General features: G+C 62.0%; 12 protein-coding genes. 7 read left to right on the top strand and 5 right to left on the bottom strand.

Going from position 1 to position 12,005, the window contains the following annotated elements:
- Positions 1 to 404: 404 nt before the first annotated feature.
- On the bottom strand, positions 405 to 1,427 hold the full coding sequence (locus ATN37_RS29945) for a zinc-dependent alcohol dehydrogenase family protein (protein ID WP_030537173.1): 1,023 nt from the start codon (positions 1,425 to 1,427) through the stop codon (positions 405 to 407).
- A gap of 134 nt (positions 1,428 to 1,561) precedes the next feature.
- On the opposite strand from ATN37_RS29945, the gene ATN37_RS29950 reads away from it, so the two are divergent.
- Positions 1,562 to 2,458 carry a helix-turn-helix transcriptional regulator gene (locus tag ATN37_RS29950; protein WP_217018081.1) on the top strand — a complete coding sequence of 299 codons (897 nt, stop codon included), beginning with the start codon at positions 1,562 to 1,564 and terminating at the stop codon, positions 2,456 to 2,458.
- Between the two features lie 27 nt (positions 2,459 to 2,485).
- On the opposite strand, the gene ATN37_RS29955 is transcribed toward ATN37_RS29950, so the two are convergent.
- Complete coding sequence (locus tag ATN37_RS29955; protein WP_256933560.1) at positions 2,486 to 3,694, bottom strand: MFS transporter; 1,209 nt, start codon at positions 3,692 to 3,694, stop codon at positions 2,486 to 2,488.
- Positions 3,695 to 3,872: 178 nt separating this feature from the next.
- On the opposite strand from ATN37_RS29955, the gene ATN37_RS29960 reads away from it, so the two are divergent.
- Positions 3,873 to 4,958: a sorbosone dehydrogenase family protein gene (locus ATN37_RS29960; RefSeq protein ID WP_218696032.1), complete on the top strand. Its 1,086-nt coding sequence runs from the start codon at positions 3,873 to 3,875 to the stop codon at positions 4,956 to 4,958.
- Positions 4,959 to 5,067: 109 nt separating this feature from the next.
- Positions 5,068 to 5,472, top strand: coding sequence for a DUF4259 domain-containing protein (locus ATN37_RS29965; protein ID WP_042448139.1), 405 nt, complete (start codon positions 5,068 to 5,070; stop codon positions 5,470 to 5,472).
- A gap of 25 nt (positions 5,473 to 5,497) precedes the next feature.
- On the opposite strand, the gene ATN37_RS29970 is transcribed toward ATN37_RS29965, so the two are convergent.
- Positions 5,498 to 6,181, bottom strand: a complete 684-nt coding sequence (locus ATN37_RS29970) for an SDR family oxidoreductase (protein WP_054781323.1) — start codon at positions 6,179 to 6,181, stop codon at positions 5,498 to 5,500.
- Positions 6,182 to 6,258: 77 nt separating this feature from the next.
- Here ATN37_RS29970 and ATN37_RS29975 point away from each other — a divergent pair, with 77 nt between their 5' ends.
- The gene (locus ATN37_RS29975; RefSeq protein WP_216637130.1) at positions 6,259 to 6,867 is read left to right on the top strand and encodes a TetR/AcrR family transcriptional regulator; all 609 of its coding nucleotides are present in this window, start codon (positions 6,259 to 6,261) and stop codon (positions 6,865 to 6,867) included.
- A 94-nt stretch (positions 6,868 to 6,961) separates the two neighbouring features.
- Here ATN37_RS29975 and ATN37_RS29980 read toward each other — a convergent pair whose 3' ends face one another.
- Positions 6,962 to 7,927, bottom strand: a complete 966-nt coding sequence (locus tag ATN37_RS29980; RefSeq protein WP_218696033.1) for a ferritin-like domain-containing protein — start codon at positions 7,925 to 7,927, stop codon at positions 6,962 to 6,964.
- A 283-nt stretch (positions 7,928 to 8,210) separates the two neighbouring features.
- On the opposite strand from ATN37_RS29980, the gene ATN37_RS29985 reads away from it, so the two are divergent.
- Positions 8,211 to 9,107, top strand: coding sequence for an SDR family oxidoreductase (locus ATN37_RS29985; RefSeq protein ID WP_007735622.1), 897 nt, complete (start codon positions 8,211 to 8,213; stop codon positions 9,105 to 9,107).
- Between the two features lie 39 nt (positions 9,108 to 9,146).
- On the opposite strand, the gene ATN37_RS29990 is transcribed toward ATN37_RS29985, so the two are convergent.
- Positions 9,147 to 9,773 carry an FMN-binding negative transcriptional regulator gene (locus ATN37_RS29990; RefSeq protein WP_047889521.1) on the bottom strand — a complete coding sequence of 209 codons (627 nt, stop codon included), beginning with the start codon at positions 9,771 to 9,773 and terminating at the stop codon, positions 9,147 to 9,149.
- Between the two features lie 79 nt (positions 9,774 to 9,852).
- Between ATN37_RS29990 and ATN37_RS29995 the strand changes: the two genes are divergently transcribed.
- Positions 9,853 to 11,187 (top strand): aminotransferase class I/II-fold pyridoxal phosphate-dependent enzyme, encoded by a 1,335-nt coding sequence (locus ATN37_RS29995; protein WP_231915169.1) that lies wholly within the window; start codon positions 9,853 to 9,855, stop codon positions 11,185 to 11,187.
- A 108-nt stretch (positions 11,188 to 11,295) separates the two neighbouring features.
- Positions 11,296 to 12,000, top strand: coding sequence for an SDR family oxidoreductase (locus tag ATN37_RS30000; protein WP_218696034.1), 705 nt, complete (start codon positions 11,296 to 11,298; stop codon positions 11,998 to 12,000).
- The last annotated feature ends 5 nt before the right edge of the window (positions 12,001 to 12,005 follow it).

Raw genomic sequence — 12,005 nt, forward strand, 5'->3', positions numbered from 1 at the left:
ACCTTGGTTCGTCAGCAATACGGTTCGTCAGCAATACGGTTCGTCAGCAGATACGGCTCGTCAGCAGTACACAAGAAAGCCTGCCCCACAAGGAATTCAGTACGCAACCGTAGGTAGAGACGAGTGCCGTTGCTACAAAGTAGCGCCGAGTCGCTCTCATTGAAACATTCACTCGTACAATCGGTTTCCGCTGGTGGGGGTGCATATCAGTCGCGTAGCATCCTCTACGATCAAAGCAGCTGCGCACCAATCGAAGTACCCGTCCTCACCTTCGGCGTCATACGCATTCGCTGTGATCAGTGAACATGCTGCTCGGTAAACCAAGAGCGCCTCTCGTTGGTAGCCGAGACGTTTCTCGGCCGGCGTGTAGAGCCCAGTTCTGTCTCGTGAGTCTTTGGTATCGGTCAGAGGGTGAGTAGCACTTTGGTGGCGCGCCGCTCGTCCATCGCCCGGTAGCCTGCGGCGGCGTCCTCCAACGGGAGAGTGAGGTCGAAGACGATGCCTGGGTCGATCTGGTCGGTCATGATGAGCTCGATCAGTTCGGGTAGGAATCGCCTGACCGGCGCGGGACCGCCGAGCAGGCTCACCGTCGCGAAGAACAGGTTCATGCCGTCGAGTTCGACGCCGTGGGATACCCCGACGTAGCCGACATGTCCGCCGGGGCGGGTAGCTCCGATAGCCTGCATCATCGATTCTTGGGTGCCTACGGCTTCGACGGTCGAGTGGGCGCCGTAGCCGCCGGTGAGTTCCTTGATCTTCGCGATGCCCGCGTCGCCCCGCTCTTCGACGATGTCGGTGGCGCCGAATTGTGTGGCGAGTGCCTGCCGGTCGGCGTGACGTGACATGGCAATGATCCGCTCGGCGCCGAGTTGTCTGGCAGCGAGGATCGCCAAAAGTCCGACTGCGCCGTCGCCGACGACGGCGACCGTTTTGCCAGGTCCGGCTTCCGCAGCTACGGCGGCGAACCAACCGGTGCCGAGTACGTCGGAGGCTGCAAGGAGGCTGCGGGCCTGCCGCTCGGTCGGCTCTCCGTGGACAGGGACGAGGGTGCCGTCCGCGAGCGGGATGCGAGCGTATTCGGATTGGGTGCCGACCGAGCCCATCATGACCTGGTGGATACAGCGAGACTGAAAGCCGGCCTCGCAGATTTCGCAGGTGTTGTCCGACGCGACGAACGAGCCCACGACGAAGTCCCCAACTTCGATGTCGTTGACGTCGGGGCCGACCTGTTCGACGACGCCCACGTATTCGTGTCCCATCGGCGTCGGGCCATTCAGCTCTTCGATGCCGCGGTACGGCCAGAGGTCGGAACCGCAGACGCAGGTGGCTGTAACGCGAATGATCGCGTCGGTCGGTTCGACGATCACCGGCGCTTCGATCTCTTCGACCCGGACGTCGCCGGGGGCATGCATGACGACAGCGCGCATGACGTGGCTCCTCACCATCGGTTTTCTCGTGTCACTTCAACCTGATCACGATTCGGCGGCGTGCGGGAGTCCCGCGCGATAGTGGTACTGCGAGGGACTCCCTCGCTACCGGTCACTGACTTACGCTCGATGGCATGGACGATCGAGCGCAAGTACGCGAATTCCTGACCTCGCGGCGCGCCCGAGTCACGCCCGAACAAGTTGGACTTCCGGCCGGATCGAACCGTCGCGTGGACGGTCTACGTCGAAGTGAAGTGGCAACCCTCGCCGGCGTGAGCGTCGAGTACTACACGAGGCTCGAGCGCGGAGCGATCAGCGGCGCATCGCCGGGTGTACTCGACAGTATCGCGAAGGCCTTACGACTCGACGACGCCGAGCGCGCCCACCTATTTGATCTCGCGCACGCGGCAAGCCCGGTGGCCAGACCCCCGCGTCGGCGAAATGCGAAGGGCTGGAAGCCCCATCAGAGCCTGCAGTGGGAGCTTGATGCAGTCACCGCGGGACCCGCTTTCGTGCGGAACGGTCGCATGGATCTTCTTGCTGTCAACCCACTCGCGCGTGCGTTCTACAAGGACCTCTACGACATGCCGGGGCAGCCCCCGAACATCGCGCGCTTCACGTTCCTCGACGAATGGGCTTTCGAGTTTTATCCGGACTGGAACGAGTTTGCCGAGGTGACCGTCTCGATTCTGCGAACCGAGGCCGGGCGAGATCCTCACAACAAGGAATTGCACGATCTGATCGGTGAACTCAGCACTCGGAGTGAGGAATTCCGGCGTCGGTGGGGCGCGCACGACGTCCGCCATCACGGCACCGGATTCAAGACATTTCACCACTCCGCCGTGGGGGAGCTGACGCTTGCCTTCGAAGGTTTGGAGATGGCCGCCGAGCCGGGGTTGACGCTCACGATCTACACCGCAGAGCCGGGATCGCCGTCCGCGGAACGGATGCAGTTACTCGCCTCGTTGGCAGCCAGTGAGAATGCGGACTCTTCGCCTCACGTGTCGGAGCGGTCGCTGACGGACGGCTGACGAACTGCGCGACGGTTGATCGGGTCGTCAGTTGACGACTTCGACGGTGGTGCGCTTCGTGCGTTCCTTGCGCAACAGGATCATCAGCGGCAGAAAGTAGAGAGCGGCAACGCCGGTGCCTACCAACACCGGCCCAGTGGCACCGAGACTCGAGGCGAACGCAAACCCGGCGATCCAGGAGCCGACCGCCGTGCCCAGATTGAACGACGAGGTGCTGAGAGCAGAAGCCATCGTCGGCGCCTGATCGGCATAACGCACAGCCATCCCGATCAGGATGGGATTGGTCGACATGCCGAATAGTCCCAGCATGACTACGAGAATCACCGTCACGATCACGTTGTGCGAGAAGAGGCAGAGCGCCCCGAGCACGAGAAACGTCATCGCTGCCGAGACGAACAAGACCCCGTACTGATGCTTCGCACCGAGTCGACCGCCGAGATTGGAGCCGACGAACGCACCGAGTCCGTAGCCGACAAGCACTAGCGGCACTGCTGACGCAGCAAGTCCCGTGTTCTCGGTCAACAGCGGAGAGATGAAGCTGTACGCCGCCAGCGACGACCCGCACACGACGGCGCAACCGGACAGAACGAGCCAGATGCGTCCGTCCCGTAGGCTCGCGATCTCCGCTCGCCAGGACGGCACCGCACCGGATTCGGTGTCGGCGGGTACCAATCGGTGGACGACGGCCGCGGCGACGAGTGCGAGGGCGGCGAGGGCCCAGAAAGGACCACGCCACCCGATGCTCTGACCGGCCAGAGCGCCGAGCGGAACACCGATGACGTTCGCGAGCATGCCTCCGCCCAAGACGATGCCGAGCGCGCGCGAGGAAGACGCCGGGCCTGCCGCTTTTGCTCCGACCACTGCAGCGACTGCCCAGAAGGCGCCCGTCGCCACGGCTGTGAGGAAGCGGGCGCCGAGAATGAGTCCGAAGTTGGACGAGAGCGCGACGATGACGTGTCCGATCGCGAAAACAATCAGGGCCGAGCTCAAGGTCACGCGTCGGGGAACCCTGAGTGTCAAGATCGCCATCGCCGGCGTGCCGACGATCATTCCGATCGCGAAGACGGTGATCATCAGGCCGACGTTCGCTATCGACGTACCGAGGTCACCCGCGATCTCGGGAAGAATGCCGGCGACGACGAATTCGGTTGTACCCATCAAGAAAACTCCGACGGCCAGCACGTAGATCACGAGCGGCAGGCGGCCGGTTTCTTCGACGGTCGGGGCGGAAATCATGAGGTGGTCAGTTCTCTTTCTGTTGACGACGCGCATGTCGTGGCGCACCCGTCCAGGGCATCACGCCTGTCGCCTGCGAGGGAGTCCCGGTCGTTGGGGGTACTCGAAGGGACTCCCGGTGTGGCCGATTGCGCGCTACCGTCGGCGCAAAGACTGCCTGAACCCGGGAGGCGCGCCCATGACACGACGACAGATCCGAGGGCTTGGCGCCGCCGTGCTCCTTTCGGCCTTCCTGACGGCCTGCGGTAGCGAGGATCCTGAAGGGCCCGGTCCGCAGGCAAGCACGACAACACGATCGGCGCCCGCCGCGGCCTTCGGTGAACCCGAGACCGTCGCCGACGGCTTGGACGCGCCCTGGTCGATCGAATTCCACGGCGATACACCACTTGTCAGTGAGCGCGACAGCGCGCGAATCCTCGAACTCGACGCCGGCGGAAACAGCCGCGAGGTGGGTGTCGTCGCCGGCGTCAGCCCCAGGGGTGAGGGCGGTTTACTAGGGATCGCAGCACGTGAAAACCGCCTGTACGCGTACTTCACCGCGAACGGGGAGAACCGGATCGAACGCTTCGACATCATCGGTGCTCCGGGGGAATTCGCGCTCGGGCCGGCCGAGACGATTCTCGACGGGCTCGCTTCGGCCAACTACCACAACGGTGGTCGCATCGCGTTCGGCCCGGACGGGATGCTGTACGTGACCGTCGGTGATGCCGGTAGTCGAGACAGAGCTCAGGACCTCGACTCGATGTCCGGGAAAATCCTTCGAATGACTCCGGATGGCGATGTGCCGCTAGATAATCCATTTCCGAACTCGTTTGTCTACAGCTACGGCCACCGCAACTCCCAGGGCATTGCCTGGACCGAGGACGGCACGATGTACGCCAGCGAGTTCGGGCAGGACACCTGGGACGAGCTCAACAAGATCGAAGCAGGCGGAAACTACGGGTGGCCCGAGGTCGAAGGGATTGCGGGTGAAGACGGATTCATCGACCCGCTCCAACAATGGTCACCTGACGATGCCAGTCCCAGCGGAATCGCCATCCACGACGGCACGATCTACATCGCCAATCTTCGTGGTGAGCGACTCCGCACGGTGCCCTTGACCGATCCCGCGACCGCCGACGAGCAATTCGTCGACGAATACGGGCGCCTCCGTGATGTTGTAGTCGCACCGGACGGGTCGCTGTGGATACTGACGAACAACACCGACGGACGCGGCGACCCCAACCCCGGTGATGACCGCATCCTTCGCGTGCCGTTGCGCTGATGTCGATTTCCGGCGAACGCAGTACTTCCAGCCCGAGGGTCCTGGCCGAAGCCTGTGATTCACTAATATCTTTACGACAGGTGCGCCGGGTACGGATCGGAGAGACAGCATGGGGACTTGGGGTTCAGGACCTTTCGACAACGACGTAGCGGGCGACCTGCTCAGCGCAGTACAGGCGGGTGACTACGACATCGACGATTACGCTAGCCACCCCGATGGCGGTTATCTCGATGCCGATGATGCTCAAACAGCAATTGCCGTCGCCGAGATTCTTGCGGTTGCGCACGGCGTTGCGCCGAAGCCTGTGCAGCTGGATGGAATTGACGCCGCCGGGTACGTCAGCACCTTGAGCCCGGAGCAGAAGAGTTGGGTCCTCGCCGCACTCGAGCGTGCAGTTTCCGACAGTGACACTTCGGAGTTGTACGAGTTGTGGGAAGAGAACGGTCCGGAAGACCTCGCAGCTTGGCGGGCACCGATCCTGAGCAGATTGGCCAGCCTCAAAACGGTGGGGTAAGCGTCACTAGTCTGCAGTCCCTTGCTTACTCGGAGTTCGACGAGGACAGACTCCCCTTGACGTACCGGGTGGTGTCGTCAGCGAGGATCTCGGCGAGCCCGCTTTCGATACCGTCCAGTGCTTGCGCGGCGACGTCGGCAGGATCGATCTTCTGTTCGGCGGGTACGCCAGCGGCCATGTCGGTATCCATGTATGCGACATGCAGTGCCGATACGGAGATTTTGCGCGGCGCAAGTTCTTCTCGAACGGCGTCGGTCATCGCCCAGGCCGCTGCTTTCGACGACGCGTAAGACCCGAGCGCGGCTGGATGGAACCAGGACAGCACCGACAGAACATTGAGTATTGTTCCGCCGTCGTTGTTTTCGATGACAGGAGCAAACGCCCGGGTCACGGCGAGCGGGCCGTAGAAGTTGACGTCCATCTCTCGTCGAATGTCATCGATGTCGCCCCCGATCAAGGGCGCCGAGGTAGAGATGCCTGCGTTGTTGACCAGCAAGGTCACATCCGATGCGATTTGCGCGGCGGCGGTTATCGATTCGGCGTCCGTCACGTCCAACCTCAGGGGGATGACACCGGGTAGATCGACAGATTCCGGATTGCGCGCAGCCGCGTACACCTTTGCGCCGCGCTCGACGAGTCCCGCAGCCAGATGGTGTCCGAGCCCGCGATTGGCTCCTGTGACGACCGCAACCGTCTTGTTCAGGTCCATGATTCTCCCAGAGTTGTGATTGCTCGTGACATTTAGATTATGAATCAAATCTAAGTATCAGCTAGGATAGATGTCAAGTGAAATCCAAACTGGAAGGCGTTGTGATGGGCCGCGTATCGCAGCAACAAGCGGAAGAGAACCGTCGGCGCGTCGTGGAAACCGCAGCCCGACTGTTCCGAGAGAAGGGCACTCACCTCAGCGTCGCCGACCTGATGAAGGCGTCGGGGCTGACCCACGGTGGCTTCTACAAGCAGTTCGCGTCCAAGGACGCTCTCATCGACGAAGCGACCACCCACGCCTTCAAGGAACTGGCCCAGCTGCACTCTGCGGGACTCGAAGAGTATGTAGGGCAACGTGACTCCGCCCGAAAAGCTTTGATCGATACCTATCTCTCGGTGGCGCATCGCGACAACCCGGCAGACGGATGCCCCGCTGCTGCGCTCGCCGCCGACATGGCGCGCGAGCCTGCAGACAGCGAGGCCCGTCGGGTTTACACGGAGGGAGTGGGGGATTTTGCCGCAGCTCTTGCCGACGACGAAGCTGTCGGTCTCCTCCGGCTCTCCACCATGCTCGGTGCACTGGTTCTTTCGCGAGCTACCAAGGGTTCCCCGCTCTCCGAGGAAATTCTCGATTCCGCGCGCGTCGAACTGATCAGAGGGCTTCGAGAGCCGCTGTCATCTTCTTGACGGTCTCGGGTGCCCCTGGCCGCGAATCCCGCTTTCACGAGGTCCAGTGCTCGCGGTTCCGAGAGTCGGACTCTCGATATGTCGATTGAACGCTCTAGTTGATTCCGACGACTTCCTGGGCGATCGCTGCGAGTCTTGCCTGGGCAGCGGATACGACGCCGTGTCGGTTCTTGTGCGCTTCCTCGTACGCAACGATGTCCCGCACCTGTGCGGCGTCGGTCAGTTCCTTCACGGCGGAGACGGCTTGGGTGACGTTGAGTTCGTCGAAGTCTTCGATGGGAAGTTCAGTGGGGTCGAGTAGCCCACTCGACTTCCGTACCGAACGGAAGACGTCGGCGGCACCGTCAGCACCTTCTCGGCGAGTGACCTTCTCAGCCGTGGCGATGGCCGCATCCCTACTGGCCGAGAGTGTTTTCACAGTCACGTCACCGGCATATGCGCCCCAGCTGATCAGCTCACCCAGTACCGGCGGTGAGGTGCGAACAGCGTCGATGGCACGGTCGAGACTGCGGGTGGACCAGGAGACCGGAACGTTGACCAGCCGTATCGCCGCGCCGGTGGCAGCTTGCATCGGTGTGCGGCGCAAAGCTGCCGGTCCACCGAGCGCCTCTTCGGCCAAGACAGTCGTGAGCCAGTCCACGGTCGCGGAGTGTGCAGCGATGAGGCGGTCGGCCAACACCGCGACGGTCTGATCGCCGCCGGCAGTGGCCAGGGCCTTGAGGTAGCGGGAGCGGTCGAGGAGTTGATGTTCGAGCGCAAGGTCTCCCAATACCGCTTCGTCGAAGGGCTGAGCCTGTTCGACCATCGCTTTCACTCCGGCTGTCGCGCGTCCGATGAACGGACCGATCAATTCCGGCACGCCCCCCAGATCGCGAACAGTGGACTCTATGGAACTCGCCCTTTCACGGCCGTTCTCTGCGTTTTCCGTCAATTCGCGTCGAACAGCCTCGGTTCTGGCCTGTGCGACGCGCGTTTCGGCGATCTGGATCTCGGTGTGCGTCAGACCGAGGAGGATGCGTAACTGGGTGATCAAGGCGGACGTGGTTTCGGAGTTGCTCATATCGGGGTCGTCCCTTCGTCGGTGCGTGCTTTACGTGATGTTCAGCTTCTGCTCGACGAGTGCTCCGCGGGTCGCGGAGCCACCGCCGCTACGCGGGCTACCCCGACCTACCGCGTAGTAACCACAACGAACAAGTGGGGTCGACGCACCGAGATCGTCGGCGCCAGGACGAGTGAGATCCCGGCCACCCCGAGGTTTCGATTTCTATTCGGCGGGAAGGAGGCATGTGCGGTGCATCCATCCAGAAGCCCACGAGAAACTGCGTCACCTGAGGAGTATCGATATGCCGGACCAGTACGCAATGCAGGACCCGACCACGCGGTTCCCCGCTCCTGTGCGTGAGCGGCAGGCGGAGATCGCACACCCCGGTCTCACCGCAGACATGATTTCTCCTCCCGACCACGGTGAAAACACCTATCGAGGAAGCGGTCGACTCGAAGGAAGGCGTGCGATTGTCACCGGAGCAGATTCGGGCATCGGACGTGCGGTCGCGATTGCATTTGCCAGAGAAGGCGCGGACGTTGTCCTGAGTTATCTCGACGAGGAAGAACAGGACGCTCGGGAAACCGCTCGCTGGGTCGAGGAGGCAGGTCGCAAAGCCGTCTCGGTGCCGGGAGATCTCCGAAGCGAGGAACACTGTTCTGCTTTGGTCGAAACCGCGGTGCGTGAACTCGGCGGACTCGACATCTTGGTGAACAACGCCGCGTTTCAGATGGTGCAGATGGGCGGCATCGCCGATATCACCACCGAACAATTCGACCGTGTGATGAAAACCAACCTCTACGCACTATTTTGGCTCTCCAAAGCAGCGATCGCGCAGATGGAGCCCGGATCGACGATCGTGAATACCTCGTCCATCCAAGGTGCGTCCCCGTCGCCCGAGCTGCTCGATTACGCCACGACAAAGGCGGGCATCATCGACTTCACCAAGGGGCTGGCCGCCGATGTCGCACGAAAGGGAATCAGGGTCAATGCCGTTGCACCTGGACCGATTTGGACGCCACTGATTCCGGCGACGATGCCCAAGGAGAAGTTCGAGACGTTCGGGGACGACGTTCCGCTCGGGCGGGCAGGTCAGCCGGCCGAGCTTGCTCCCGCCTATGTATTTCTCGCCTCTGGCGAATCCAGTTACACCACTGGGGAAGTCATCGGCGTGACGGGTGGAAAACCGCTCACCTGAATGTGCGACTAGACAAGGCGTACGACGACGGCGTAACGGTCAACCGTTGTCGAGGCCGGCGGCGACCATCGCTGCGGCGGTCTCTCGTTCGGAGAATGAGCCCTTCTCCAGACCCCGGATGACGCCGGAGCGATCAGCGGGGGAACGGTTTTGGTTCAACTTCGCTTTTCCGTAGACACGGGCCACGTGCAGTTCGATCCCCACAATCCCTCGCAGCTGCGCATCGACGAACTGCGGCGGCGCGTCGGTGACCTTCCATTCGTTCTCACGGCCGGATTCATGTCGAGCTGTCAGTGCGGTGACATGAGCACGCAGCCACTGCTCGTCGTCGTGCGCAACCAGTTGGCCGTAGACGTAGAGAACTTCGTAGTTCCACGTCGGGACAACCTTCCCGTGGACGCTCTTGCTCGGGTAGAACTCGGGGCTCACGTAGGCGTCGGCGCCGGGGAGGATCACCAGAGACTCCGATGTCCCGGTGTATCGCCAATGCGGATTCGTCCGGGCGAGATGCCCCTCCAACACGTTTCCTTCGGCGTTGTACAGCAGTGGCATCGACGTGACTTCGAGGGTCTCGGGGCCCGGTGTGACCAGGTGTCCGAATCCACCGGCGCGGAGAGAGTCGGCGACCGCGTCGTCCGAGAGGCGGAATTGTCCGGGCAGTATCATGTGTCTCCTCGCAGATTTTTTGTCATGTGACAATGTGTCACAGCGTGGAGGTTTTGTCATGTGCTAATAGAGTGAGCCTGTGACCAGCACTGTGGCGGACCAGGTGAGGCTCTATGTCGTCCGCGGGACAGCGGGCGAGATTTCCGAGGGCATCCGCAATCTCATCAGTGCTGGGGTACTGGCTCCAGGGGATGCGTTGCCGCCCATACGGGCCTTGGCCGACGATCTCGAGGTTCACCGGAACACAGTTGCCGGAGCCTATCGCTTGCTCGTGGCGGCGGGAGTTGTGGAGACACAGGGCCGGCGCGGCAGCTTCGTGCGAGCCATACCGTCCCTGGAAGGAGAAGGCGGTATCGCTCTTCCTGGCAGCGTGGATCTCGCCAGCGGAAATCCTGATCCGGCATTGCTGCCTGATCTCAGAGCCTCGTTGGACCGGACCACTTACACGCCCCGGTTGTACGGCGCCGCAGCCACCGAGCCTCTACTCGATTCCTGGGCACGTTCCTCGATCGAGGACGAGGTTCCAAGGCCGTGTTCGATCACCATCACCAACGGTGCCGTTGACGCGGTCGAGCGACTGTTGACCGCTCATTTGACCCGAGGTGACGCCGTCGCGATCGAGGATCCGTGCTTCCTGGCGAGCATCGGAACGCTCAAAGCCAACAGCTTCCGAGCGGTACCGATGGACATCGACACTTCGGGTATTACCCCGCAAGGGCTGCTGCGTGCTCTCGAAAGTGGTGTGCGCGCGATTATTTGCACCCCTCGTGCGCACAACCCCACCGGGGTCAGCATGAGCGCCGACCGAGCGGCGATTCTCGGAAGCATCCTGGCCGAGTTCCCTCACGTTCTGGTAATCGAGGACGATCACTTCTCTGCCGTGTCCAGCAATCGGTACTGTCGGCTCGCTCCGATGAGCACGACGCGGTGGGCGCTTGTTCGTTCCGTGTCGAAATTTCTCGGGCCCGACCTGCGCGTGGCAGTGGTCGCCTCGGACCTCGACACCGGCATTCGGCTGAGCACTCATCTCCGGTCGGGCGCCAACTGGGTCAGTCACCTGCAGCAGCGCTTGAGTGCTGAACTGCTGAGTGATCCGACGGTGATCGACGGCCTCGCCAATGCTCGCGCTGTCTACGAGCGCCGCCGAACCCTTCTGAAATCTGCACTGTCAGAACATGATATCGAGGTTCCTGACACTTTCGACGGACTCAATGTCTGGGTTCCGCTGGATCGGGATTCCGAACCGATTGTCGAGCGACTCGCCGAGTCTGGCTGGCTCGTGCGGGACGGAAGTCAGTTCTCGGCGACGCCGGGTCAGTGCCACCGGGCACTTCGTGTGACCGCCTCCACCATCACCTCTGACCAAGCACGCGAGTTCGCCAGTGCCCTGGCTGAAATATTGGCGAGCCCGTAGTTGTCCAGCTGCACTACGGTGCGAATCTGAGTCTCTCGCTTCTCGACGAAACTACCGGCGACGGCTGGATCGATAGGATCGGTTCGAGCGACGGCGAAGGGTGTAATTGTGGCGAGGGCGGTTGTTGTCGGTGCGAGCCGAGGTCTTGGTCGTGCTTTGATCGAGGGTCTGAGGAGCGATGGCGACGAAGTTCTCGGCATATCGCGTCGGCGTCCTGACGGGTTCGACGTCTCCGAGTGGATCGAAGCCGACCTGACCGACCCTGTTACGGCAGCGAATTCGATCGATCAGGAGCTTGTCGGTGGTGTAGATACCCTGATCTGCAACGTCGGAATTTGGGAAGGGGATGCCTTCACTTCCGATTATGCGTTCACAGATCAATCTGATGTCGAAATGCTCGAAATGATCAACGCCAACATCACGGCCACAATTCTCCTGCTCAAGCGCCTGATCCCGAGAATGATCGGCCGTCCTCGACCGCGGATCATCTTGACCGGGTCCACCTCGGGACTCCCGCGAAGCGGTAGGCCGGAGGTTGCCTTCGGTGCATCGAAGTCCGCGATCAACGGCATTGCCGACGCGTTGAGAGAGGGCTACCGGAAGGACCGACTCGCAGTGACGGTGCTTCACCTCGGATATCTCAACACGGAAGATGGACTCGATGTGCCCCGAGACATCGCTGCCGCCCGCGGAGATGGGTCCCTGGTTCCCGTGCACGACGTCGTGGATACCGTGCGCTCCATCTCGAATCTGTCGTCTTCGTCATCGGTTCGAGAAGTGGTCCTTACCGCCATCGACGACACACGATTCTGAACAAC

This window comes from Rhodococcus sp. MH15 (assembly GCF_019266045.1).
In the GTDB taxonomy this organism is placed as follows: Bacteria; Actinomycetota; Actinomycetes; order Mycobacteriales; family Mycobacteriaceae; genus Rhodococcus_F; species Rhodococcus_F qingshengii.